At 70.1% G+C, this 25,375-nt stretch carries 23 protein-coding genes; 10 read left to right on the plus strand and 13 right to left on the minus strand.

Annotation, left to right across the window (positions count from 1 at the left end; genetic code table 11):
* Positions 1-47 precede the first annotated feature (47 nt).
* Together OG519_RS19630 and OG519_RS19635 are read right to left on the minus strand one after the other, a co-directional pair.
* Complete coding sequence (locus OG519_RS19630) at positions 48-761, minus strand: phosphatase PAP2 family protein (protein WP_405585479.1); 714 nt, start codon at positions 759-761, stop codon at positions 48-50.
* Positions 758-1,372, minus strand: coding sequence for a phosphatase PAP2 family protein (locus OG519_RS19635; RefSeq protein ID WP_405585482.1), 615 nt, complete (start codon positions 1,370-1,372; stop codon positions 758-760). The genes OG519_RS19630 and OG519_RS19635 overlap by 4 nt, the downstream gene beginning before the upstream one ends.
* 218 nt (positions 1,373-1,590) lie before the next feature.
* Between OG519_RS19635 and OG519_RS19640 the strand changes: the two genes are divergently transcribed.
* Positions 1,591-2,028, plus strand: a complete 438-nt coding sequence (locus OG519_RS19640) for a BlaI/MecI/CopY family transcriptional regulator (RefSeq protein WP_405585485.1) — start codon at positions 1,591-1,593, stop codon at positions 2,026-2,028.
* Positions 2,029-2,138: 110 nt separating this feature from the next.
* Here the strand turns inward: OG519_RS19640 and OG519_RS19645 are convergent, their stop codons facing one another.
* The 8 genes from OG519_RS19645 to OG519_RS19680 all read right to left on the minus strand — a co-directional run bounded on the left by OG519_RS19645 (position 2,139) and on the right by OG519_RS19680 (position 10,470).
* Entirely contained in the window at positions 2,139-2,981 is an 843-nt protein-coding gene (locus tag OG519_RS19645; protein WP_405585488.1) for an ABC transporter permease, read from the minus strand.
* A complete protein-coding gene (locus tag OG519_RS19650) occupies positions 2,978-3,907 on the minus strand; it encodes an ATP-binding cassette domain-containing protein (protein ID WP_405585491.1) in 930 nt (309 codons plus the stop codon). The genes OG519_RS19645 and OG519_RS19650 overlap by 4 nt, the downstream gene beginning before the upstream one ends.
* Before the next feature lie 279 nt (positions 3,908-4,186).
* Positions 4,187-5,113: a M56 family metallopeptidase gene (locus OG519_RS19655; protein WP_405585494.1), complete on the minus strand. Its 927-nt coding sequence runs from the start codon at positions 5,111-5,113 to the stop codon at positions 4,187-4,189.
* 3 nt (positions 5,114-5,116) lie between these two features.
* The gene (locus tag OG519_RS19660; protein WP_405585497.1) at positions 5,117-5,497 is read right to left on the minus strand and encodes a BlaI/MecI/CopY family transcriptional regulator; all 381 of its coding nucleotides are present in this window, start codon (positions 5,495-5,497) and stop codon (positions 5,117-5,119) included.
* Positions 5,498-5,568: 71 nt separating this feature from the next.
* Positions 5,569-6,540: an MGDG synthase family glycosyltransferase gene (locus OG519_RS19665; protein WP_405585500.1), complete on the minus strand. Its 972-nt coding sequence runs from the start codon at positions 6,538-6,540 to the stop codon at positions 5,569-5,571.
* Positions 6,541-7,074: 534 nt separating this feature from the next.
* Positions 7,075-7,899 (minus strand): ZIP family metal transporter, encoded by an 825-nt coding sequence (locus tag OG519_RS19670; protein WP_405585503.1) that lies wholly within the window; start codon positions 7,897-7,899, stop codon positions 7,075-7,077.
* A gap of 233 nt (positions 7,900-8,132) precedes the next feature.
* Entirely contained in the window at positions 8,133-9,236 is a 1,104-nt protein-coding gene (locus tag OG519_RS19675; protein WP_405585506.1) for a bile acid:sodium symporter family protein, read from the minus strand.
* The gene (locus OG519_RS19680; protein ID WP_405585509.1) at positions 9,220-10,470 is read right to left on the minus strand and encodes a CaiB/BaiF CoA transferase family protein; all 1,251 of its coding nucleotides are present in this window, start codon (positions 10,468-10,470) and stop codon (positions 9,220-9,222) included. Before OG519_RS19680 ends, OG519_RS19675 begins: the two co-directional genes overlap by 17 nt.
* 125 nt (positions 10,471-10,595) lie before the next feature.
* On the opposite strand from OG519_RS19680, the gene OG519_RS19685 reads away from it, so the two are divergent.
* Positions 10,596-11,288: a response regulator transcription factor gene (locus OG519_RS19685; RefSeq protein WP_405585512.1), complete on the plus strand. Its 693-nt coding sequence runs from the start codon at positions 10,596-10,598 to the stop codon at positions 11,286-11,288.
* A gap of 22 nt (positions 11,289-11,310) precedes the next feature.
* Here OG519_RS19685 and OG519_RS19690 read toward each other — a convergent pair whose 3' ends face one another.
* Positions 11,311-12,642: a histidine kinase dimerization/phospho-acceptor domain-containing protein gene (locus OG519_RS19690; protein WP_405585515.1), complete on the minus strand. Its 1,332-nt coding sequence runs from the start codon at positions 12,640-12,642 to the stop codon at positions 11,311-11,313.
* A 357-nt stretch (positions 12,643-12,999) separates the two neighbouring features.
* Between OG519_RS19690 and OG519_RS19695 the strand changes: the two genes are divergently transcribed.
* Complete coding sequence (locus tag OG519_RS19695) at positions 13,000-14,298, plus strand: hypothetical protein (RefSeq protein ID WP_405585518.1); 1,299 nt, start codon at positions 13,000-13,002, stop codon at positions 14,296-14,298.
* 94 nt (positions 14,299-14,392) lie between these two features.
* Here the strand turns inward: OG519_RS19695 and OG519_RS19700 are convergent, their stop codons facing one another.
* Positions 14,393-15,208: an IS3 family transposase gene (locus OG519_RS19700; protein WP_405585521.1), complete on the minus strand. Its 816-nt coding sequence runs from the start codon at positions 15,206-15,208 to the stop codon at positions 14,393-14,395.
* A gap of 861 nt (positions 15,209-16,069) precedes the next feature.
* Positions 16,070-16,225, minus strand: coding sequence for a hypothetical protein (locus OG519_RS19705; RefSeq protein WP_405585524.1), 156 nt, complete (start codon positions 16,223-16,225; stop codon positions 16,070-16,072).
* A 607-nt stretch (positions 16,226-16,832) separates the two neighbouring features.
* Here OG519_RS19705 and OG519_RS19710 point away from each other — a divergent pair.
* From OG519_RS19710 to OG519_RS19740, 7 genes are all read left to right on the plus strand, one after another.
* Positions 16,833-16,976 (plus strand): hypothetical protein, encoded by a 144-nt coding sequence (locus OG519_RS19710; RefSeq protein WP_405585527.1) that lies wholly within the window; start codon positions 16,833-16,835, stop codon positions 16,974-16,976.
* 68 nt (positions 16,977-17,044) lie between these two features.
* Complete coding sequence (locus OG519_RS19715; RefSeq protein WP_405585530.1) at positions 17,045-17,827, plus strand: hypothetical protein; 783 nt, start codon at positions 17,045-17,047, stop codon at positions 17,825-17,827.
* 266 nt (positions 17,828-18,093) lie between these two features.
* A complete protein-coding gene (locus tag OG519_RS19720; RefSeq protein ID WP_405585533.1) occupies positions 18,094-20,085 on the plus strand; it encodes a hypothetical protein in 1,992 nt (663 codons plus the stop codon).
* A 1-nt stretch (position 20,086) separates the two neighbouring features.
* Positions 20,087-21,790 carry a vWA domain-containing protein gene (locus OG519_RS19725; RefSeq protein ID WP_405585536.1) on the plus strand — a complete coding sequence of 568 codons (1,704 nt, stop codon included), beginning with the start codon at positions 20,087-20,089 and terminating at the stop codon, positions 21,788-21,790.
* Positions 21,791-21,848: 58 nt separating this feature from the next.
* The gene (locus OG519_RS19730; RefSeq protein ID WP_405585539.1) at positions 21,849-22,526 is read left to right on the plus strand and encodes a vWA domain-containing protein; all 678 of its coding nucleotides are present in this window, start codon (positions 21,849-21,851) and stop codon (positions 22,524-22,526) included.
* Position 22,527: 1 nt separating this feature from the next.
* Positions 22,528-23,649, plus strand: a complete 1,122-nt coding sequence (locus tag OG519_RS19735) for a protein phosphatase 2C domain-containing protein (protein ID WP_405585541.1) — start codon at positions 22,528-22,530, stop codon at positions 23,647-23,649.
* Positions 23,646-25,367, plus strand: coding sequence for a hypothetical protein (locus tag OG519_RS19740; protein WP_405585544.1), 1,722 nt, complete (start codon positions 23,646-23,648; stop codon positions 25,365-25,367). Before OG519_RS19735 ends, OG519_RS19740 begins: the two co-directional genes overlap by 4 nt.
* Positions 25,368-25,375: the final 8 nt, after the last annotated feature.

Consider the following 25,375-nt stretch of genomic DNA (forward strand, 5'->3'; position numbering starts at 1 on the left):
AGTCGAACGGACCAGATTTCACCGTAGCCGCAACCTGCGGCCTGGATCTAACCGGGCCGGGCAGGGCCGTCCGAGACGAACTGCCGAGACTGGTGAGGGCTCATGCGGTCGACGAGCCGGGTGAGGAGCGGCAGGGTCAGCGCCAGCCAGGTGGCGGCGAGCAGCCAGCCGCCGAGTACGTCCGTGGGCCAGTGCACGCCGAGGTAGACCCGGGTGCTGCCGATCAGGACGGCCCACAGGGCGCACATCACCAGGAAGGTCCGTACGGCGAACTGGGGCGCGCCGCTGCGCAGGGCGGACCACGCGACGAGTCCCGCGGTGAGAGCCGTTGTTGTGGTGTGGCCGGACGGGAAGGCGTAACCGCCGGCGTTCGCTGCCCAGTCCGCGACGGCTGGCCGGGGGCGGGCGAGGGCCGACATCACGGCCGCCCGTACGCCTTGGCCGGTGAGCAGGACGGCGACGGCGGCGGCAGCGGCCAGCATCTCCTGCCTGGGCCTGGCCGAGCGGGGGCAGGCGGTCCATCCGGCGATCATCGCCGCCACGTACGGGATCGGACCGGTGCCGGTGGAGGTCAGCTGACCGGCAAGCGTGGTGAGATCGGACGACCTGTGACGCAACACCCAGTGATGGATGGCCAGATCCGCCCCGATGGGGGCGCCATGACGTATCCAGACCACGAACAGGAGCAGCAGGAAGACAAGCGCTGGACCGGCAACCAGGGTGATCGCCCGAAGGCCCATACGCCCCAAAGGCGGCGTCACCGGGCCTCCACCAGCGGGCGGAGCGGCCCGGTCCTCGCCGAGGTGATAAGCGGGGCGGCCCGCCCGGACAGCCGGGTCAGCGGGATGCCCAGCGCGACGCCGAGAACGGCTGCCGCCAGCACATCGTGCGGATAGTGGACGCCGACGAATATCCGGGACAGGCCCATCGCCACCGCTGCGACGGCCCCGATCCGGCCCAGCCGGCGGTCGGTCGCCCAGAGGGCTGCCGCGGCGGTGAAGGCGACGATCGTGTGGTTGCTCGGGAAGGACCAGTCGCCCGCAGCGGGACACGCCTCAAGGGTGAAACTGCCGGGAATCGTCCGGCACGGACGGACCTCCTGGACCTGCGACTTGAGGACCGTGTCGAGGGCGAGGACCAGGGCGACGATGAGCGGCGCCGCCAGCGCCCGGGCCATCACCGCTGGGTCGCCCCGCCGGGCGCCCCACCAGGCCATCAGCATAAGGACCGCGAAGACGCCCAGACCGTAGGTGGACCACGCTTCGACAACCTGACCGAGGGCCTGCGGGGAGTGCCGGGCGACATCGACAGTGTCGGTGTAGAGGCCCCCGTCGATATGGCTCCCGTCGAACGCCAGTGGCGCGCTGCTCATCACGATCCGGCTCCCGGTGCGCGCTGATCGACGTCTGCCGTAGCGGGATACGGCGCCGGCATGCCCGGCCCGGAGTCCGGTTCGGGGGACGGGAGAACCATGGCGAGCAGCACCTCCGCAGGCATGGGGCAGGGCGTGGACCGCTACGCACCCGCGACCGTCTACAGTCATGTAGACCTTCTACATGACTGTAGACGATAGACGAGGAGAACGCCGACATGGCTGAGCCCGGAGCCGCCCCGCGCCGTCACTCCGGGGAGCTGGAAGCCGCTGTGCTGAAAGTCCTCTGGGCGGCCGGCGCTTCGATGACTCCGGCCGACGTGCAACGCGCCGTCGGCACCGACCTGGCCCGCAGCACGGTCGCCACTGTGCTGGCCCGGCTGCACGGCAAGGGCAGCGTGGTGCGCGGGCGCGCCGGCCGGGCGTACTCGTACACCCCGAAGCACGACGCCGCCGGGCTGGCCGCCGCCCGCATGCATGACGAACTGGACAAACGCGGTCCTGACCGCTACGCCGTGCTGGCCCGGTTCGTCTCCCGCCTCTCAAGGGGCGACGAGGTCATGCTGCGGCGGCTGCTCGACTTCGAGGGTGCCACCGGCGGTGGCGCCGACGGCGCCGTGGCGTCGGGCGGGGTGACGGACACTCCCGGGGCATAGCCGAACGGTGCCCGCGGGTACGCGCCGTGGGCCCCTTCCGGTGATGACTGGGCAGGCACGCTCCCCGGGCGGGGAGGGTTCCCGCCCAAGGGCGGAGCGGTGCGCGGTAGTTACGCGTCGCGGCGCTTGAGCAGCGCGGCGGCGCCGGCCAGCGCGGCCAGCGCGTAGAGGCAGAAGACACCGAAGCCGGTCCAGGGTGCCAGCGTGTGGGCCTCGCGGTGCAGCGAGATCAGCGCCTGCCCGGCGTTGCTCGGCAGGTAGGGGCCGATGGCGTTGTTCCACGACTGGGGCAGCGCCTCGGCCAGCGCCGGCAGGACGAGCAGCAGTCCGAAGACGGTGGCGATGCCGCCGGCGGTGTTGCGGATCAGCGCGCCGATGGCGACACCGAGCAGGCCGACCACGGTCAGGTAGAGGCCGACCCCGAGCACCATGCGGGTCGCCCCGGGTGGGCTCAGCGTGGTGTCGATGTGCTGGGAGGACAGCAGCGCCTGCCCGACGAGGAAGGCGATCAGGGCGCCGGCGGTCATCAGTACCCAGGTGACGGCCGAGTACAGCGCCGCTTTGGCCCACAGCACCGGCAGGCGGCGCGGCACCGCGGACATGGTGGCGCGGATCATGCCGGTCGCGTACTCGCCGGTGACGACCAGGACGCCGAGCACGCCGATCGCCAGTTGCGCGAGGAAGTAGCCGCGCAGGCTGGTGAGGGCCGGGTCGAAGTGCGCCCGCTCGCCGGCGTGCATGTGCGGCCAGCGGTTCGCGGTGACCGCGCAGAACAGCGCGCCGAAGCCGACCAGCGCGACGACGGCCGCGATCAGTGTGTAGAAGGTGGACCGCAGCGTGCGCAGCTTGATCCACTCCGAGTACAGCACCCGGGCCTGGGTGACACGGCCCCGCGGGACATCGGGGCTCGCGGCGGACCCGGCGGCCGGGGCGGTGGGGGTGAGGGTGCTCATGCCGGCTGTCCTTCCTTGTCCCGGGTGGGCGCCTGGAACTCCACCGCTTCCCTGGTGAGTTCCATGAACGCCTCCTCCAGCGAGGCCTGCTGCGGGGTGAGTTCGGCCAGCGCGATCGCGTGGTCGGCGGCGATCCGCCCGATCCGGTCGCTGCTGAGCCCGGTCACCTCCAGCACGCCGCCGCCGAGCGATGCCACGGTGACGTCCGGGCCGGTGAGTTCCCGCATTAGGCCGTCGGCGTCGTCGGTGCGGACCCGCACTGAGCCGCCGGCGGCGTCCCGGACGAACTCCGCCACCGAGGTGTCGGCGATCAGCCGGCCGCGCCCGATCACGATCAGGTGCTCGGCGGTGAGCGCCATCTCGGACATCAGGTGGGAGGACAGCAGCACCGTGCGGCCTTCGGCGGCCAGGTCCTTGAGCAGGTTGCGGATCCAGAGGATCCCCTCCGGGTCGAGGCCGTTGACCGGCTCGTCCAGCACCAGGGTGGCCGGGTCGCCCAGCAGCGCGCTGGCGATGCCGAGCCGCTGGCCCATGCCGAGGGAGAAGCCGCCCACCCGCTTGCGGGCGACCTCGCGCAGGCCGACGATGTCGACCACCTCGTCCACCCGGCGGCGCGGGATACCTGTGGTGGCGGCGAGCGCCAGCAGGTGGTTGAACGCGCTGCGGCCGGTGTGGATGGCGCGGGCCTCCAGCATCGCCCCCACCTCGTGCAGCGGCGCGGGGTGCTCGGCGTACGGCTTGCCGTTGACCGTGACGCTGCCCGCGGTGGGCGCGTCCAGGCCGAGAATCATCCGCATCGTCGTCGATTTGCCCGCGCCGTTGGGGCCGAGGAACCCGGTGACGATGCCCGGCCGCACAGTAAAGCTGAGGTCGGCCACGGCGGTGCGCTCGCCGTAGCGTTTGGTCAGGGCATGTGCTTCGATCATCAGGATTCCTCGGCAGGGTGGGGACAGGTGGGAGGGTGTGCGTTTATCGTGCTCGCGGCGTCCTCGCCGCGCGACAGTCTGCGGGCGGACCCGAGTCCGTCCTGCTGCGCCGTCAGGCTGATCCGCGGTACGACCCGCGGTGTACGGAGCCGGCGACGGCTTCCGGGTGATCTGCGCGCCGGTCGGTCCGCCGCGGCGGCCGGTCGGGTCCCGCCCGGCCGCAGGATGCTGCCGGCCGACCTGGTGGCGCGGGGGATTGGCGGCGTGTCGCTGGCCCGGTCATCGGTAGTGCGCTGTGACGGAGGCGTGGAGGGGGGCGGCTGCGTCGAACAGTCGGTCCATGTCGTGGGCCGACAGCGCCAGGCTCACGCAGCAGATGACCATGAGCAGTGCGTGCGCGATCACCAGGCCCCGGGGCACCGGTGGCGGCGGGGTAAGCAGCGCTTGGACGCGCTGCGGCACCGGGCCGCCGGTGACGCCGAGAGCCGGGCTGGGGACCTGCTTGCCGGCCAGTGCCGCCCGGGCGACCGCGCGGGCCACCAGCCGTCGGTCGGCGACGGCGGTGGCGGCGTCCTCGTCGGCCCAGCGCTCCAGCGCGTAGGCGCCGGCGGTGGACACCCGGCGCAGCAACGGGTCGACGGCGGCCGTCACCTGCAACAAGAGGATGAACAGGTGGTGGCGGTGGCGCAGATGCGCCCGCTCGTGCGCCAGCAGGGCCCGGCGCTCGTCGGCGGTGAGCGCCCGCAGCATGCCGGAGGAGACGACGACCCTCCCCGGTGAGCCGGGCAGCGCGAAGGCGATGGGCGCCGGGTCGTCGATGACGGCCATCCCGTCGAACGCGGCCAGACCGCGGCTTTCCCGCCTGGCGGCGAGCAGGACGCCCACTCGCCGCCAGGCGGCCACCGATCCCGTCACCAGGCAACCGGCCAGCACGATCCCGCACACCGCGGCGACATAGGGGGCGACGGGGGTGTGGGCGGCGAGGAAGCCCGGCGACCAGCGCCCTTCGGCGGCGACCACGGGAATCCGCCCGATCAGGGTGAAGGCCAGCATGGCCAGAGCGGCGGCCCAGCCACCGGCGGCCACGAGTGAGGCGACCATCAGCAGCCACGACGCCAGTCGCGGCGGCAGGCGGAGTCCCGCCCAGGGCGCCGCCAGGGCCAGCACCCCGCTGACCGCGAACGGGACGAACAAACTGATGGACACCGCTCAGTCCTCCAGGTGCTCGTGCAGCAACTGCTCCAGCAACTGCTCGTCCTCCACCGGCAGCTCCGCGACGAACCGGGCCAGTACGGCCGCCCGGTCGGTGCCCTTCTCCAGCAGGGCGCGCATGCCGGCCGCGACGTGCCCGGCCTCGTCCCGCGCCGGTGAGTAGAGGTAGCCGCGGCGGACGGGCTCCCGGATGACCAGGCCCTTGTCGTGCAGTCGCGACAGGATGGTGAGGACCGTGGTGAGCGCGGGGTCACCGGTCAGGCTGCCGCGGACGGTGGCGGCGGTCACCGGGGCACCGACCGCCCACAGGGCGCTGAGGACCTCGTTCTCCAGCTCACCGGGTGCTCTGCGGCTGGCGGGTCCGGTCTCCTGGGGCATGCGCGGGCTCCTTGACCTGTGGGGGCTGTCCGGTTTGCCGGTTCGGAAACAACGTACTACAAGACGTAGAGTCAGGCCTGTCGGTGATCGCGCAGCGGGCCGGTCCGCCAGCCGCGGGCATCCCACGCCTCCAGCAAGAGCGGGAGGGCGGCGAGAGTGTGGCGCCAGGAGCCGGTCGCCGAGGTGCAGTCGGAATCGTGCAGCAGGACGGTGCCCCCCGATCGCAGGTCGCGCATCACGGTGTCCCGGATGCTGCGCGGGGTGGCCCTGGCCCGCCAGTCCTCGCCCCACGCGGTCCACAGCACCGGAGTCAGGCCCAGCCGCCGGCAGGCCAGATGCGTTCCCGTGGTCATCACGCCGTACGGCGGCCGGAACAGCGTCGTGCCGAAACGCACCCGTGCTGCCTGCCGCTGCCCGCCGGTCGGCGGGCGGAAGTCGGCGCCGACCACTGGTCCGCACGTTCGCACCCCCGCCGCGCCCTGTGCCGTCGCCTGCGCGGCCGGTACGGGATGGGCGGCCAGGTGCATGTCGACACCCGCGGCGACCCACAGCCCGTGCACCGAGAAATCGGTGAGGTAGGTGACCACCGGAATGGTCAGCAGACCGCGGTGGCGAAGTGCCCCCAGGACCTGACTCGCGCCTGGATAGGTCGAGACGACGGCGGCGGTGTCCGCCGGGATGGCCTGCAACACGCCCGCCTCGGCACTACGCAGCACTGCCCGCACCACGGGACCCGTGCCGCGACGATGCTCAGTTGCCCGATAGATCCGCTGGTAGCCGCTCGGCGCGCGGGTCAGCAACTGGTGGTATGCGCCGGCCAGCAAGGGGCCGATTCGACTTGGGAGTACGTCGAGGAAGTCGCTCCGGTCCACCGCGAAGCCATCCGCGGAGAGCCGGCGGCCGAGTTCGTCGGCGGCGCCGTCGTGCCCTGCACCCATGCTCGCCGAGAAGATGACGATCGGCCCGCGGGCCGACGAGGAAAGGATCATATCGGCCGGCGCGCCGGCCGGAGCGGCGGCGTCGGGCGGAGAGGGAGGGGGCACGGCTGACAGCCTCCTTGCGACGAGGGCACAACAAAATTCGCTTCGAACTCGTCAGCGGGCTGGACTCCAGGCGCGCGAGGAAGCCGCCACCTGGCGCGCCTCGGCACAAACACCGAGGCTAGGGGCTACTCCCTGAATCTGGCCCAACAGGGCGCGACCGGCCGCCGGGCGGAGTTGTCGGCGGGCGAGCCGGATGGTGTCCTGGGCCAGCCGCAGCACGGGGAACCCCAACTGTGGCCAGCTTCCGCGCAGGCGGCGACGGCGGCTCCACCACCCCTACTCGGCCAGGAGGTGGCGAAAGCCCGCTCAATGGGCTCCGAGGACGGCGGCATGCGGCGCGGCACCAGGCGTGGCATGAGGATCTCCTGTGCGATCGGTCGGCTGCCACGCCAATGCCGTTCAGCGGCTCGATCGACGCTTCGGCGGGGCTCGCGCTGCGGACCTGGCGGTTGGCCAGCCGCTTGGTCGGCCGCGTGACCCCAGTACGGCGGATCGCAGCCCGCGCTCACCCAAAAGCGCCAGCACCGGCGAAGGTCACACGCCGGCGGCGGTGACCACCGCGTCGGTGGCGAAGCCGAGCAGCAGGCCGAGGAGGATCATCCAGGTGGTGAGTTCCTTGAGGGCGGCGCGGCGGGCGACTGCGAGCAGTTCGATGACGACGTAGAGGATGGAGCCCGCGGCCAGTCCCAGGAAGGCGATGGACAGGGTGTCGTTGACCAGGTGCTGGCCGACCAGGGTGCCGGCGAAGGTGGGGCCGCCGCCGATGAGGCCGAGCAGGGCCAGGGTGCCCCAGGACGGGCGTTCGCCTTCGGCTGCGAGCGGCGCGACGATGCCGAAGCCTTCGGTGGCGTTGTGCAGGCCGAACCCGATGATCAACAGCACGGCCAGCGAGATCTCACCAGTGGCGGCGGAGTTGCCGATGGCCAGGCCCTCAGCGAAATTGTGCAGGCCGATACCGGTGGCGATCATCAGCGCGAGGCTGCCGGCTGTGGAGCGCATCGGCTGGACCACCTCGCTGACCGCAGCAGCACCGGGGCCCTCGGAAAGGGCAGGGCTTTTGCGGCGGGCTATGAAACGGTCCCAGTAGACGAGTCCGACCAGGCCGAGCGCCAGGCCCGCAGCCAGGACTGCGCCGCCGCTGATCGCAGTGCCCCAGTGGTGGTCGCTGAGCGCGGCGTCGGTGGGCTCCCATGCCGCGCTGAGGACATCCCAGATCAGGAAGATCAGGATGCCGATGGCGACCGCGTTGAGGCCGGCTCTCAGCCGTGGTGCAGGGTTTCGGAGCCTGCCTATGGGCAGGCCGAGGTAGATGGTGAAGCCGGCGATGGCACCGAGCAGGGCGATCTGAGACGACGACATGGGAGTGCTCCGGGCAGAGGGCAACGTGGGAACAGCAAAGCGGAGCAGACCCTAGTTGAACTTAGGCTTACCTAACAAGCCATGCTGGCTTTTTGCGCGCACGATGTTCCGCTGTGGACCGCAGCGCGGGGCCCGTAGGCACCATGGGGCGGGGGCGGAGGGGCCGTACGAGAGCTGTCCTGTCCAGGAAAGCGGTGACGTCTCCTACCGGTCCATGCCGGCCGCTGTCCTGGTCATGGAACGAGGGCGGCAGCGTCGGTTCCCTGGTGCGGTGAATCGCCGGGATGCCGCGATGACCAGTGTTTGGCGATAACCGCGCACACGATCAACTGCATCTGGTGGAAGAGCATGAGCGGCAGGACCGTCAGGCCGGCCTTCGCGCCGAACAGGACGGCGGCCATGGGCAGCCCGTTGACCAAGCTCTTCTTCGACCCGGAAAAGACGATGGCGATCCGGTCGTCCCGCGCGAACCCCAAGGCGGCAGCGCTCGCTCCGGTTGTGGCCAGCACCAGCGCCAGCAGGGCCGCTTCGACCACCAGCAGCGCGATCAGCCGCGGCAGCGTCACCCGATGCCAGATCCCTTGGGCCATCCCCTGGCTGAAGGCGGTGTACACCACCAGGAGAACCGAGCCGCGGTCGACCAGGCCCATGGTTCTCGGCCGGCGGTCGACGAACGGACCGATCCACCGCCGCAGGAGATGCCCGGCCAGGAACGGCAGGAGCAATTGGGTGGCCACGGCGATCAGCCGGTCGGCGGAGAAGACGGCGGCCGAGCCGAGCAGCGCCACGGCGAGAAGCGGGGTGATGACCAGTCCCAGCAGGCTCGAATACGTTCCCGCGCAGATGGCCGCGGGCACGTTGCCGCGGGCGATGGCGGTGAAGGCGATGGCGGACTGCACGGTGGTGGGCAGTACACACAGGTAGAGCAGCCCGGGGTAGAGCTGTGGCGCGACCAGGTACGGGACCAGCCCGCGCGCGGCCAGACCGAGTAGCGGGAAGAGGACGAAAGTGCTCGTGAGAATGGTGAGGTGGAGGCGCCAATGCCTCAACCCGTCCCATGCCTGGCGGGTGGACAGCCTCGCTCCGTAGAGGAAGAACAGCAGGGCGACCGCGGCGTTCGCGGCGGAACCGACCGGTGCGGCGGCGGCTCCGGTGGCCGGCAGAAGCGCGGCCAGCACGACAGTGCCAGCCAGAGCGGCGATGTACGGGTCGACCGGAATGCGGGACCGTCCTCGGGAACGGTTCGCGGGGGCGGCAGGTGGGCTCGGCCGACGATCCGGTGGGGGCACGGCTGAGTCCGCTCGCCCGCGGCCGGAACGGTCATCGTCCGGGATCATGGGCAGCCCCGTACCGTGGTGCGACGCGGCCGGTGTCCGCTTCGGCGTCGTGTGCCTCGGCCTGTGCCAGCCAGGCGCGTACGGCGGCGTCGTGCTGGCCCAGCGTCGGTGGCGCGGTGTGCCGGTCACGGCCCCTGTCGCCGTCCTCGAACCTCCACGGCGGTCCCGGCAGACTAATGGGTCCGAGGCTGGGATGGCCGACCTCGATGACCAGTCCCTGCTGACGGGTCTGTTCCCAGGCGTAGACCTCGTCGAGGGCGCGCACGCGGCCGACGGGGACGCCCGCCTCGTCCAGCCGGGTGATCCAGGCCTCGGAGGTGTCGCCGGCGAACGCCGTTTCCAGCTCGGCGGTCAGCGCGGCGCGGTTCCGGACGCGGTCGGCATTGGTGGCGTAGCGCGGATCGGACGGCTCCAGCCCGGTGACAGCGGCGACCGAGCGCCACAGCTGCTCGCTGCCGGCAGCCACCTGGATGTCGCCGTCCGAGCAGTGGAACAGGCCGTAGGGAGCGATGGAGGGGTGCTGGTTGCCGCTGCCTTCCGGCAGTTGCCCGGCGACGGTCCACCGAGTTCCCTGGAAACTGTGAATGCCGATGACGGAGGACAGGAGCGAGGTGCGCACGACCTGTCCGCGTCCGGTCGCACCGCGCTCCAGCAGCGCGGCCAGCACGCCGACGACGCCGAAGATCCCGGCCAGCAGGTCCGCGATCGGTGTGCCCACCTTGGTCGGGGTCCCCGGCGGGCCGGTCAGACTCATCAGCCCGGCTTCGCCCTGGGCGATCTGGTCGTAGCCGGGCCGGTCGCCGTGCGGACCGTCGTGGCCGAACCCGCTGATCGACAGTACGACCAGCCGGGGATTCCACTCGCGCAACTGCTTCGTCGAAAGACCGAGCCGGTCCAGCGAGCCCGGACGGAAATTCTCCACCAGTACGTCCGCGCGGCGGACCAGCCGGCGCAGCAGATCACGACCCTCCTCGCTCGCGAGATCGGCGGTGACGGATTCCTTGTTGCGATTGCAGGACAGGAAATAGGTGGACTCCGGCGCCTGCGACGGGCCGACGAACGGCGGCCCCCAGCCGCGGGTTTCGTCGCCGCAGTCCGGCGTCTCCACCTTGATCACCCGCGCGCCCAGGTCGCCGAGCATCATCGCGGCGTGCGGGCCGGCCAGGGCATGCGACAGATCGATCACCAGCCGGCCGTCGAGCGGACCCTTGGAACCCGGGATGGAGTCGCTCATCTGATAAAGACCCTTTCGCTTCGCTATATCGAACGTGGCGGTGATCCACCGTAAGCAGGCCAATCTCCTGGGAATCACCGAGAAAACTAAAAAATGGTTTACCTGGAGTGCGGTGTAATGTGCGCATGGCACTCGCGGAGTTGTTGGTCGTGGAGGACGACGCGGAGATCGCGGACGAACTCAGCCAGGCCCTGGCCAGTCACGGATACCAGGTCGTCCGGGCCGGAAATGGCCGACAGGCGGCTGAGCGAGCCCAGCACCGTCCGCCCGACCTGGTCCTGCTGGACCTCGGACTGCCGGACATCGACGGAGTGGACTTGTGCCGCAGGCTGCGGGCGCTCCTTCCGGTGGAGACGGTCATCGTCGTCCTTACCGCGCGCACCCGGGAGTTCGAGGTGGTGGTCGCCCTCGACGCCGGCGCCGACGACTACCTCACCAAGCCGTTCCGGCTCACCGAACTGCTGGCCAGGCTGCGCGCGCACCTGCGCCGCAGGGCCACCACCGCGGGCCCGCCCGTCATCCGGGTCGGCGCCACCACCGTCGACACGCACACCCGCCGCGTACACATCGGCGACACAGAAGTGCGCCTGCGCCCGAAGGAGTTCGACCTGCTGGCCACCCTCGCCGGATCCGCGGGGGCTGTCGTCGGCCGCAGCCGGCTGATGGCCGAGGTCTGGGACGACGAATGGCTCGAAACCAGCAAAACCTTGGACGTGCACGTCTCCGCCCTGCGACGCAAACTGGCCGATGCCGACGACGGTCAGAACCGCATCACCACCGTTCGCGGCAAGGGGTACCGCTATGAGGCGCATCCCTAGCTAGCGCTGTGACCGCAAAGGTTCACCGGCTCCGGTCCGCCCCGGTCGGCCCGACTCCGGCATCGGACATTGGTTCGTAAGCCGGGAGCATCAGGCTGAACACCGGCCGGGGACCGGCCCGGCGCAGCAGCAGCCGACCCCCTTCCGCCTCGGCGAGCGAACGAGCCAACGGCAGCCCGATGCCGTGCCGGCAACCGTCATGCTGCGTCGAGCCCAAGACACCGTCGCCCGCGACGACGGGACCGGGGCCCTCGTCGCCCACCTCCAGCGCCACGCCCACGCCCACGTCCGTCGCCGTCAGACTGATCTCACCGCGCCCGTGGACCAGGGCGTTGTCCACCAGTGTGTCCATGATCTGCACCACCGCCGCCTCCGACGCCCGCACCGCCGGAAGCGCGTCCTGGCACCGGACGGCCAGGACGCGCCCGGCTTCACGGACGGCCTCCCCGTTCCGTTCCACGATCCGGTCGAGCAAGGCTCCGACGTCGGTACATGTGTCGCGGCCATGGGTCTCGCGAGCCAGCCGCAGTAGATCGTCGATGGTGTCACCGAGGTGCTCGGCCCGGCGCCGTGCGGTGGCAAGCGCCCGCCGGCAGTCGGCGTCATCGAGCCACTGCGCCGCTTCCAGCCCGAGCATGAGTGAGGTCAGCGGTGTCCGCAGTTGATGGGAAACGTCAGTGCTGAAACGGCTCTGGCGCTCCAGGAGATCGCCCAGCCTCCTCGCCGTAGCCGCCAGCGCCTGCCAGGCCGCGTCGGCTTCTCGGATACCGGTGCACTCCGGCTCGACACTGAAGTCCCCCGATCCCAGCGCCCGGGCGGTCGCCGTCAGCCGCTCCAGGGGGGTCGCCACCCGGCGGGCAAGACGCCAGGCGAGGACCACGGACAGGGCCACGACGACCAGGCCGAGAGCCGCCAGCAGCAGCCAGGCGAACGCGGTGCTGTCGGCGACCGGATCCCACGGCGTCCAGGCCCGCACCACCGCCCGCACTCGACCACCCTCGAACACCGGTGCGGCAACGGCCAGATGGCCCCTTTCGACGTTCTGGTGGATCTCGCCGTCGCGCGCCTGACCCGCCACCGCGGAGACGCTGGGACCGGACCCGTAGACGAGCCGGCCCGATGACCCGTAGACCCCGAGACCAGTTCCGCGCGACGGCATATGGAGTCCGGCCAGCGCGGGCGAGCGGAAGGGCTCTCCCCTCAGCCCGGCCGCGACCCAGATGGCATCCCGCTGCACCCGGGCGACCGCATCCTCGCGGTAGATGTGGTCCGCCGCGACGGCCAGCGGCACGGTGAACAACAGGACCGCACACCCGGTCACCGCGACGATCGAGAAGAGCACTCTGCTGTGCACGGACTTACTGCCGGCGTGCGCCGCCGACACGCGACTGAGCCATGCCGCCCCCCAGCGCGCCGACCGGTTCCGGCGCACGCGTGGCTTCACGACCACGGCCCTCCGCTTCTCGGTCGCCTCGGTCACCCGGCAGGGCTTTGGCCACCGTCCTGGCCTCCGGGGTGCCAATTTCCCGTTTCTCGGCGATTTGATCGATTCCTCCACGTATGTGCACCATCGCAGCCTCTCACGCGGACCCCAAAAATGGCGCACCCGGTTGCGACTGCCGATGTCCGGAAGTCCGCCACCGGTGCGCGTGGGCCGGGTGCCGTGCCGCGGCGCTATTGTCTACAGTCATGTAGACGCTAGAGTCGCGGCATGACAACTCCCACGACTACCGCGAGCCTGCAAGGTGCACCGGGAAGCCGGCTGCTGAACAAGGTGCCCGAGGTCACGATCTGGTTCTGGATCATCAAGATCCTCTGCACGACCGTCGGCGAGAGTTTCGCCGACTACATCAACACCACGCTGGGCTTCGGCCTGACCAACACCATGCTGTTGTTCACCGCGGTATTCGCGGTCGTGCTGACCTGGCAGTTCCGCACCAAGCGCTACAGCCCGTTCCCGTACTGGCTCACCGTCGTCGTGGTCAGTGTCACCGGCACCCTGTACACCGACATGCTCACCGACCAACTGCACGTCCCGCTGTGGGTCAGCACGACGGTGTTCTCGGTCCTGCTGGCGATCGTCTTCGGGGTCTGGTGGATGCGTGAGCGGACCCTGTCGATCCACAGCATCACGACTTTTCCGCGGGAGGCGTTCTACTGGCTGACCGTCCTGGTGACGTTCGCGCTGGGCACCGCCACCGGTGACTGGACGCTGGAGCTGACCAACTGGACGCCCGCCAAGTCGGTGTTCCTGCCCTTGGCCCTCATCGCGTCGATCGCCGCCTTGTGGAGGTTCGGCGCCAACCCGGTCCTGTCGTTCTGGCTGGCCTACATCCTCACCCGTCCGCTCGGCGCCAACATCGGCGACTGGCTCGCCTCACCGAAGACCCCGGCCAGCGCCGGCGAGCCCGTAGGGCTGGGCCTGGGCACTTTCGCCACGAGTCTGATCTTCCTCAGCGCCATCCTGGCAACGGTCATCTACCTCGCGATCAGCCGCAGCGACGTCGCCGAGACTCACGAGATCACCCACGAGCCGTCGGTGATCACCAACTCGCGCAAGGAGCGCACCGCCCTGGGAGCCTTCGGCGCGATCGCCGCCGCCACCGTCGCGCTGATGATCTGGGCACACAACCAGCCGCACGTCACCTGCGACCCCACCGGCCAGAGCGAGACGATGCCGGCCTGCCCGAAAGCGGCCATGACCGGCAGTCAGGCAAAAGCAGCGGTGGTGAAGTACGAGAAGCTCGCGCAGACGGCGATCGCTCAAGACCAGGCCGGGACGGCCGCGGCCTCCCATGCCACGGTGCAGAAGATGCGCGATGACTGGGATGCCGACGCCACCTCTTTGCAGGCGGTGAACAACACGACCTGGACCCTGCTCGATAACCAGATGGATGCCGTCCTCAAGGCATACGCGATCGATCACGGCAACATCCAGCCAGCTCCAGCCGCCGAGCAGGAAAAACAACTGAACGTCCTATTGGGCGACGCCCGGAGTCACCACTTCTGAGCGTGCGCGGCGTCCAGGTCCTCGCCGGCCTGTAGGGTGTTAAAAGTCCGGCATGCGCTCTGACCTGGTCTTTTCCCGGCAGCGGCGATCCTCGTCAAGTGGCCTGACGGTACTCGTGGATGAGTCCCCCGAGCACGTTGTGGCGCTGGACGCGCCGTGCCGGGAAGGGGATGACGTTGCGGTCGTCAGCGGGAGCGCGCGGAGTTGCAGGGCACTGCGTATGACCCTTTCGGCATGGGCGTTCATTCGTGGGGCTTGCGGTGCGCTCTTCAGGATCTCGATGCCGTCCGTGGTGAAGACGGCGTCGAAGGCCTGGGCGTATTTGCTGTCGCGGTCGCGCAGCAGGTAGCGGAAGCCGGCGGCTCGTTGGTCGAGATCGGTCAGTGGGTTGCGGGCGACTTGTGTTGTCCAGGCCTGCGCTGGGGTGGGCTGAGACGCCGAAGATGTGCACGGTGCGGGTGCCGACCTCCATCATGTAGAAGACGTAGAGGCGCCGCAGGGTCACGGTGTCGATGTGGAAGAAGTCGGCAGCCAACAGCCCGTATGCCTGGGCCTGAAGGAACTCCCGCCACGTCGGAACCCCGCGGCTTCGTCGGGGCGCGGGGCCGAGGCCGGCGCTGCGGAGGATACGTCGGATGGTGGACGCTGCGACGCGGTGGCCGAGGCGACGCAGTTCGCCCTGGATCCGGGTGTATCCCCAGTTCGGGTTCTCCTCCGCGAGGCGCAGGATCAGGGCGGTGAGTTCCTCGGAGATCGGTGGGCGTCCAGTCAGGGAGGCCTTCTGCTTCCACTTCCACCGCAGCAGACGGCGGTGCCAGGACAGTAGGGTGCCCAGGTGACGAGGCGGTGGCGACGCAGCCCGCTCGGCAGGTGCCGGGCAAGAGCGGCGAGGATGGCGCGGTCCGGCCACATCAAACGCGGCCGGCTGCCGAGTTGTCGACGAAGCACCGCGACCTCGTTGCGCAGCACGAGGAGCTCCATGTTCTTGGCGTCCTACGACCGCGACAGCAGCAGAAGCAGCCCGAGCAGCCGGACGAAGATCAGGTAGAGCACGCACAACGCCATGCGATCCGAGCATGCCATGGTCACCTGGAACTGCAAAGAGCCTGATCAGGGACCATGCGCCAGTTTTGGCACCCCACAGGCTCCCCATCAACTCTCCGCGACGACTGCCGGTCGGCTGGACTGTCACGGTTGAGGAAGTGCGGCTACGTGTCGGCAGGACAGGGGATGCCCTCGATCGGCAACCAGTGATCGAACTGCGGGCGGCTCTGAGCGCATGGTTACGCTTCGCAGAGGAGTCCACTGAAGCGGGGAGTTGTTGAATCTCCACAAGCGAGTGAGCCCAGAGGCTGGCTGAGTGTCCATGGCGTCGATGTGCCTGCAGACGGTCACTACGTACTGAGAGGCCGGGTGTGCCGGTGGACAGCCGGTGGACAGACGCCTTTGGACGGCGCATCACGAGGTAGCACGGGATAATGAGGGGCGCATACTCTGATCAGGCAGAACGGCATTGGGCAGCACGACGCAGCATCACGCAGCATGAACTCTCTCGGTCTTGTAAAGCGTAGGTCGTCGGTTCAAACCCGACAGGGGCTCTTCTTTTTGCCCGGTCGACGGGCTGCGGGGCTGTGTGCCGGGCAGTCGGGGAGGGGTGTGGGGGTAGAGGTTTCTCCGCCGATTCCCCGTGGTGGCGAACCGCTTCGCGACGTGGTGCGGCCGATCACGGAAGTCATCGGCCGCGGTGGTCTCCGGCGAGGATGTCCGGGAGTCAGTGGGCGGCGGTGGTCCAGTCCTGGCGGGCGGCGATGAGGGCGCGGAGGACTTCGTCGTGGAGGCGGTCAGCCTGGGCGCGTAACTTCGTGGCGATGTTGGTGAGTTCCTGGGGGTTGAGGCCGAGGCAGAGGGCGCTGTGCTGCCGTTGCATGTCGGCCTCCTTCGTCGGACGGGTACGGGCGTTGCTGTTTCGGTGTGTGGTTGCCGGGCGGGGTCCGGTCATTGCCCGACTACAGCCGGCACTCCCACCGCGGAGCGGGACAAGCAGTCAGCGGGCGATCTGAACGGAGGTCCGGCGCTGACCTGGTTCGCCGGCTGCCGGTCCGGCGCCGGGGTGTGCGCGTCGGGTGGCCCCACCTCGAACCGGACGACCTTCCCCGCCGGGTCCGGCGCACTGCCCCACACGGCGGCCAGAGTCTCGACCAGGAGCAGGCCCCGCCCGTTCTCCGCCTCCAGTGAGACATCCCGCGGCTGCGGCCGGTCGTCCCTGCACCGGCCGATGCGGCCGACCGGCAGCCTGACTTCCAGCTCCTCCGCCGGGACGGCGAAGTGTCGGCTGAGCACGGGCAGCCACGGCCGGGATGAACGATCACTGGATGGGTGGGGACGACGCATGCCGGCGTGCGACCCGCGGGGCGTCGGGGATCAGTGGGCCGCAATGATCGAACAAGCCCCGACGCCGCCGATATGCCCATGTGTGAACGCTTCTGTCGCAAGTTCACTGATCAAATGCTCGGCGCTCAACGTAAGGAGGGAGCATGCCTGTCGGGTATCGGCCTGGGGGCGGTTTCCGCGGTCCCTACCGCCAATCCGGCGTCGACTCCCCCGAGGAACCCCGTCTCCTCTCCGCCGCCGACGGCTGCCGCCCCACACCCGAAGCCGGTCTGCGCCATATGGCGTAGACGGAAGTGGAGCGGTGCCATAGGACATGAGAAACCGGGGATCGACCGGTGTTCGTGGGAGGGGCTCGATGACATCCGAAGCGCTGCACTACTGGATCTTGGTGCTGGATATGGAGAGTTTCAGTACCAGGTCCGACCCCATCCAGCGGTCCTTGCGTGATGCCATGTACGACGTGGTGGAGAGCGCCTTCGCGCAGGCGGGCATCGACCGCCGGGAAGTCGTCACCGAGGACCGCGGAGACGGCATCCTGATTCTCGTGCCGACGACGATCTCGCCGATACGGCTGGCGGGACCGCTGATCCGCGCGCTCGACGACGGGCTCCGGGAGAAGGCACAAGTCTATAGTGCGGCGCACTCCCTGCGGATGCGGCTGGCGCTGCATCAGGGGCTGGCCGTGCGGGACCGGCACGGCTGGTCCGGCGACGCCGTGAACACCGCGTGCCGTCTGGTGGACGCGCAGCCGTTGAGGGACGCGCTGCGGGCCGCCGACTCCGCTCACCTCGCGTTCATCGTCTCGGACCAGGTGTATGACGGCGTCGTCCGGCACGCCCACCGCGGGATCGACCCCGCTGCCTATCTCCCACTGCGGTTCGCCACCAAGCACGGCGAGGTGCTGGAGAGCTGGATCACCGTGCCGGGGTTCAGCGCGCCGCCGGGACTGCCTCCGCAGCCGAAGCCGGCCCCACCGCCCCGCTCCGCGATCCCGGGCGCCGCCCAGGCGGACGGCGGGCAGAGCGCCGAGGCTGGAAACGGCGCGATCGGCGGCAGTGCCATAGAGGTCGGCGTGGTCCACGGTGATGTCGTCGGCCGGGACAAATTCGTCCACCAGCAGGGGCCGGCCCGCTGGTGAACCAGCCCATACCGACGGGGGGCCCGGGGGCAAGTACCGCCGGTTCGGGAGCGCTGGGGGGAGCTCCCGAACCGGCACCGGCGGGTGTGCCATCGGCCCCGCCCGCGGGCGGGGCCGATGGCACACCCGTCAGCAACGCCTCGGAGGCATCATCCGGCCCCGGTCACGGCTCCGACCCCGCCGCGCACGATGACGACCGGATGGCTACGGGGGATGATGCCGCCACCGCCGGTCGCCTCGGCGAGGGCTCCCAGCGCCACGGTCACTTGCGCAACGCGTACGCCAACGTGGAGGGCGACGTCGTGGGCCGCGACAAGTACGTCCTCCTGCTGGGTGGCGCACGCGAGCGGCTACGGCCGTTGTCCCCAGTCCTGCGCGAACATGTCCAGAACGCGTACGAGGAGGCGCCGGGCTACGAAGAGGCCGGCGATGCGCTGGCCAAGCGGGGCATCGTCGTCCTGCGCGGAGCCGACGGCCTGGGCAAGACGGCCACTGCCGTGCGGCTGTTGCTACCGTGCCGTGGGCCGGTTTACCACCTCGACAGCGGTGTGGACTTCGCGTCGCTGGCCGACCGACTGGACACTCCGGCGGGCGACGGCTCCGGCATGGGCATCGAAGCCGGCGCCGGTTTCCTCCTGGACCGACCGGCAGACGCGGCGAACCTGCGCGGCGAGATCTACGACCGGCTGCAGACCGCGTTGCTGGATGCGCACGCCGTCATGGTCGTCACGGTCGCCGACACCGACGTGGCCGACAGCGAGTTGCTCTCCGGAGTGGTGGACCTGGCTCAGCCGCCATTGCTGCGCGGCATCGTGCGGCGCTATCTGCGCTGGCGGTTCGGAGTACCGGAGGCGGAGCGAATCCTCGCCGGCACCGAGGTGGAGGCGCTGCTCACCGAGTACCTGGATGCCGACACGACCTGCAGGAGCGCCGCGGACCTCGCCACCGCACTGCACGACGAGTACCGATCCGGCGAGCCCGACCTGGACCGGGTCCGCGCACGCATGGCCCGCAAGGGCGTCGAGACCTTCGAGATCTGGGCCGATGCCTTGACCGAGCCTTTCGTCCGCTGCTTCTCACTGGCGCTGGCCGTGCTCAATGGCCTGCCGCAGGAGGACATCACCGAGGCCGCGCGGCGGCTGGCGTCCAGACTGGACGCCAGCCGTGCCCCCACCGGACCACCGGGGCCGGCGAGCCGTTACGAGCCACTGCCCGCGCATGACCCGCTGGCTCTGCCCATGCGGAAGCTGCTGGCCCGGTTGCGCGCCCGCCGGGTAGACGCACCCGGTGCGTGGTCCTGTCTGGAGTACCAGGACCCGGACTACCCCCGGCAGGTGATCGCGCACGCCTGGTCGGAATACCCGATCCAGGATCTACTGCTCGGCTGGCTGGGCGAGTTGGTGACGGACCGCTCGGACGAAGTACGTGTGTACGCGGCAGTGGCCCTCGGCGGGCTGCTGCCGGCGGCGTTTCCGTACCTGAACCGGCGGGCGTTGGCCGGCTGGGCGTTCCACCAGGATCAGCGGTTCCGTGAAGCGGTCGGCTACGCGCTGGCGACCGGCAGCCGCGACCCCGAACTACGTCCGCACATAGAGGAGTTGGTCGCCGAATGGTTCGCAGACCGGCGCCGGCCGCTCGGACAGGCCACGGCCGCGCGGGTGTACGGGCTGACGTCGGTATCCGCGGACCCTCGGCAGAATATCGCCCGGCTGGCCCGGCTGTCGGCGGTGGACAGCGTCAAGGTCGCGGTGGCGATCGGCGACGGCTACGCCGATCTGCTCGCGGATGACTACGCGTTGGCGCCGCTGGTGCTGGGCGCGCTGCGATCCGGCCTGACGCCGCCGGAGACCCGGCCCACCTGCCTGCTGGCCTTTCTGATCGTGGCGACTGCCCTGGTCGTAGACGGTGCGCAGCCGGAAACCGAGGGCTTCGACGGATGGCCCGCGCTGCTCTTCCTGAGCGAGGTCCAGTCCGAGGTGCGTGATCTTCTGCCGCTGCTGTGGCGTGAGGCGCTGGGGCAACCGTTCTTCCACCTGCAGGCTCAGCAGGCGCTGCGGACCTGGGCGGCGCTCGCCGAAGTGGACAGTCGGCTGCGGAACACCTTCCTGAACCTGGTGGGAGCCATCGCGCACGGCGACGCTCGCTCCGGTCACATCATCCGTCGATACGTCGCCGAGTGGACCGACCGTCACGAACTCGCCCCGCTGCCCCTCACCGCATGGGCCGTGAACAGACTGCTCGACCGAGAGAAGGAATGACATGACGCCGACGCTGCCACTGATCGCCAGCGTGGACTCGGTGCCGAACGACCAGCACAAGGAGTGGTGGGAGCGGCACCGCAATGTGGCGATCGTTCACATCGCTGCCGACGGCAAGCTCACCGTCGGCACGAGCGCCACCCCAACGTTCTGGGCGAGGGTCCTGGGCAAGGCCGGTACCCGGCTCGCGGTTGATGTCGGCGACCACCGGCGTCAGGCGGCGGTCCGCAGCACCCCACTGCCGTGCAGCGACCAGGCGCACCGCTTTGAGGCCACGGTGGACATCGGCTTCCGGGTCCACGATCCGGAGCAGGTGGTGCGCCGCAGCATCCCCGACGCGCTGCCCATTGTGTACGGACACGTCATCCACCTCATCCGTACCACTGCTCGCCGCTTCGCGATCGACGAAGCGGACCGGGCCGAGGAGGAGGTCAACAAGGCGCTGCAGCAGCCGGTCCGGCTCCCCGAGGGCCTGACCATCTACCTGTGCCGGGTGCACATCGAGCCGGACGAGGACGCCAGGCAGTACATCAAGGCCCTGGCCCGGGCCCGCCGGGACCGGGCTCTGGGGCAGCGGGAGCACGACAAGCGGGTGGCGGAGGTCTCGTCGGACGAGGCCATCGAGGATCTCAGGCTTGCTGGCGAACTGGAGCGCGACAAGCGTCGCGGTGCCGCCTTGGCCGGGATGCGCTGGGACATCGAGGGGCTGATCCAGCAGCACCTGGTCAAGCATCCGGAGGACACCGAGCGCGCGTTGCAGCTGCGCCTGGAGTGGGAGTCCACTCAGGCCGCGCATTGGGAACTGGGCACCCAGCGCAGCGACCAGATGTTCAAGTTCATGGTCGAGAAGGACTTGCTCCGCGCTCCGGACCTGATGTCGGCCCTCGGCGGCCAAGCGGTCGGCGCGCTTCCGTCCTACGGCCCGCAGATCGGGCTGCCACCGGCGGCCGCTGTGAGGCCCGCACCGACCGCCCCGGTGATGTGGGGAGGCGCCACCGTGCCCGCGGGCCCGGCGCAAGGGTCATCGGCGGGCGCGGCCTCGGGGGCTGCCGGAGCGACGATGCCGGTCTACGTAGTGCTCGATGCCTCGCAGTCAGCCGCGCCCTTCACCGCGGGGTTCAACGACGCGCTGCGGTCGCTGCACACCGCGTTGACCCAAAGCCCCGACGTGGCCGCGGGGCTACGGCTGTCCGTGATCGGCTTCGCCGAACGCCCGGACATGCGGCTGCCGCTGACCCAGGTCGACTGGGGCACCGACGTGCCCCATCTCTCGGCCGGCGGCGATCTGCACCTGTCCGCTGCCTTCGACGGGCTGCTCGACCTGTTGCCGGGCGATGTCGACCGGCTCAAGCACGATGGCGGCCGGGTACACCGCCCCGTGGTGTTTCTGGTGACCACCGCCCCGCCACAGGACAACGCGAGGTGGCCGGAGGCCCGGCAGAGCCTCGCGGAGAACCGTTACGCTCCCACCGTCGTCGTCTGCGGTCTGGGCACGGCCGAGGCGCGCGGCGTGCTGCGCGTCGCCTCCAGCCCGGAACTCGCCTTCGTCACCGCACCCGCCGTGCCTGCCGCGGACCAGGCGGCCCTGTTCTCCGCCTTGCTGCAGAACACCGTGCTGCATCTGGGCCGCGGCGTGCTCGCCGGGCGTCCGGACCTGATCGCCGAATGTCCGAAGGGGTTGCTGCCCGCCGCCACCGCGGACTGAACCACAGCAGCCCGACCACCGCACAGCCAAGCAGCCTCCAACAAAAAGGATCATCGCAGTGTCCCAGAACCGCGGCTCTCTGCTGCCCGTCTACGTCCTCGCCGACGAGTCCGGATCGATGACCGAACACCTCGGCGAGCTCAACCAGGGCCTTCGGTCGTTGCACAACACCCTGCTGGGCGAACCGATGGCCGCGGCCAAGGTGCGCTTTTCCGTGCTGGGCTTCTCCGACGACGTCGTGATCCGGGTGGAACTGGCCGACCTGCGCCTGGAGAACCGGCTTCCCGAGCTGATTACCCGGGGGAGCACCAGTTACGAGGCGGCGTTCACCGCGCTGCTGAACCGCCTGCCGCACGACATCAACCGGCTGAAGTCCGAGGGGTACAAGGTGCACCGCCCGGCCGTCTTCTTTCTCAGCGACGGCCAGCCTAACCTCGATGAGGACTGGAAGACCCCGCACCGGCAGTTGACCGATCGGGCCGTGACGCCCGCGGCGCCGAACGTCGTCGCCTGCGGCATTGGCCAGGCCGACCCCACGATGATGCTGGAAGTCGCAACCGAGGAGGAGTTCGCCCTGGTGTCGGTGCCCGGCGCCGACCTCGGCAAAGCCATCTCGTCCTTCTTCATGGCCCTCACCAAGAGCATGGTGGAGTCCGGTCGCAGCCTGGCGAACGGCAACGCCGAGCTGATCGTCACGAAGCCCGAGGGTTTCCACATGGCGATCGATGAGGTCTGACATGGACCGTCCGCACTCCGCCGGACGGGCGGGCGAGGACGTCGGGATCGACGAGTACGAGCGGTCGGACGGATGGCGCGGGGACTTCGAACAGCCCGGTGTGCCGATATTCCGCCCGCCGTCCGCAAGGCCGCCCGGCGCACAGTCCGGGAACGCAAACCCGGCCGCGTCATCGCCGTCCGCGGGGCTGCCCCGCGCCTCCCCCGCCGCACCGCGGCGGGAGCCGTATCCGGGACCGGACTGGTCGGTGATCACCGTCGGTGAGCCCGGATACGACTTCGAGCCGAAGCCGCCCGCGACGCCGTCGTACCGCCCGGACACCGTCCATGACGGCTGGTCCACCGACATGGTGACGGTACGGTTGGCGTCCGTCCGCGGTTACTCCCACCGCTACGAGGGCCGGCCGCGCGAGGACGACGTGGCGGTCGCGGTGCACCAGCCCACCCAGAGCGTAGTGTTCGCCGTCGCCGACGGCGTCTCCTCGGCCGAGCAGTCTTCGATCGGTTCCGCGCTGGCGTGCCGCGGCGCCGTCAACAACCTGCTGCGGCAGCTCGATTCAGGCGTCCCCGCCGTGGACTGGCCCCATGTGGTGCGGACGGCTGCCTGGCAGCTCGTCGCCCGGGCCGCCGCAGGGCGGGAACCCGAAGGGGCCTACAGCGAAGAGGCCGAGCGCAAGTACGCGACGACCCTGGTGACCGGCGTCGTCCGAGTGGACGCCCTCGGGGTGCCCGAGGTCAGCCTTGTCCAAGTGGGGGACTCCGGAGCTTGGTTACTCGACAGGAGTAGTGGCCGCTACCAGCGTCTGCTGGCGACGAAGGACTCGTACGGAACCGATGTGCTGTCCTCGGCGGTGACCCCGCTGCCCCGGGTGCCGTCGCCCCTCCCGGTCCAGCAGACGCTGCTCGGGCCCGCCTCTGTGCTCCTCGTTGGCACCGACGGCTTCGGGGACGCGTTGGGTGACGGAACAGGCGCCGTCGGAGAGCTGTTCCACCGGCACCTTCGTGCCCCCCTGCCCTCCCGCGGCCTTGCCCACCTGCTGGACTTCTCCCGGGAGACATTCGACGACGACCGCACGCTGCTCGCCATCTGGCCGAGGCACCTGCTGCGGGAGCCTCGCCGGTGACCGGCCGAGTCCCGCGCATCGACCTGCGTTTACTGGTCAAGGAGCGGCACCTTGGCAAGGGCGGCCAGGGGGAGGTGTGGGCGATCAAGGAGCGGAAGATCAATAAGGAGTGGCCGATCGCCTACAAGGAGTACTCGGCCGCCTCGCTGCGGGAAGCGGACTTCGCGGTGCTGGAAGCGATGGTCGACTTCATCCCGTCGCTCGACCCGCCCGTGGGCCGCTGGCTGGCCGAGCGCAGCGCGTGGCCCGCGGCGATCGTCGAAGAGTCGGGACGGCCGCGCGGATTCCTGATGCGCCAGGTGCCGGACGACTTCATGCTGGAACTCGCCATTGCTCCGGGCCAACCGAGGGTCGCCGGTTTCCAGTACCTGTTGAACGAACGGCAGTACGTCGAGCGGATCGGCGTCACGATCAGCGACCGGCAGCGTCTGCTGCTGCTCAAGGACTTGGCGGATCTGCTCGACCGGCTGCACGCGCTGGACGTGGCGGTCGGCGACCTGTCCGCCAATAATCTGCTGTTCACCCTCACCCCGCGCCCGGCCTGCTTCTTCATCGACTGCGACGCCATGCGGCTGCGGGGACGCAGTGTGCTGGACCAGGCGGAGACAGTCGGCTGGAGGGTGCCGGACGGCGAGCGGCAGGCGACCTCGGAGAGCGACCGGTACAAGTTCACGCTGCTGGCGATCCGGATGTTCCTGGGCGAACAGGAGGGCACCGACACGGAACAGCTGGACCTTGTTTCGAACGAGTTGGCGATGCTGGCCGGGTGGGGCCTCTCGGCAGACCTCAAGGAACGGCCCACCATGCGGGACTGGGTCGGGGCGCTGGAGCGGGCGATCGCCGAGCCGCAACGGGGTCGGCCGCCGCGCAAAGCGCCGACGCCTGCGCCGACCGTCCCTGCGCCGACCGTCCCCGCGCGGGCGCCGCAGGCGGCCACGGCTGTGCGGACACCGCCGCCCTACGCGCAGGCTCCGCACCGGTCCCAGGTGTTGCCCGCACCGCGAACGCAGTACATGCCGCAGGTCGTGGGACCTCCCTGGATGGGTCAGCGGCCCATGCCGCCGCAAGCGGCACGTTCGACTTCGGGTGCCGGACGAGCCGGGATCGTGGCGCTGTTCCTCCTCCTGATCCTCGTCGGCTTCGGCGTGCACCTCGCCGGTTCCGGCTCCAACAGTGGTTCGCTGACCTCGCGCAGCGAGGCCGCTTCCGCCGGGACGGGTGGATCGGACAGCGACGGGCAGACACCGTCGGACGGCACTGGCTCCACGGCCCGGGACCAAGCCGCCGCGGTCGACGCGCTGTTGCAAGAGAACGTGGGCACGCGCAGCGGAGTCGGCGACGCGGTCGCGTCCGTACAGCAGTGCGACGGGCTGGCGGACGACGCTGACGTCTTCTCCCAGGCCGCGACCGCCCGCCGCGGTCTGCTAGGCCGACTGAACACCCTGGACGTCAGCAGCCTGACCGGCGGCGAACAGGCCGTCGCCGATCTGCGGACCGCTTGGTCCGCGTCGGGTGCGGCCGACGACGCCTACAAGCGGTGGGCCGAGAACCTGGGCGCGGGAGGTTGTTCACCCGACAGCACTGGGGACGCATCGGAGTTCAAGGACGCCGCCGATGCGAGTGGCCGGGCCACTGCGGCCAAGAAGACGTTTGTCGGAGAGTGGAACGGCATCGCCGACCGTTACGGACTGGCTCGTTACTCTTGGAACGATGTGTGAGGCGCCGA

Source organism: Streptomyces sp. NBC_01190, assembly GCF_045039895.1.
Lineage (GTDB): Bacteria > Actinomycetota > Actinomycetes > Streptomycetales > Streptomycetaceae > Actinacidiphila.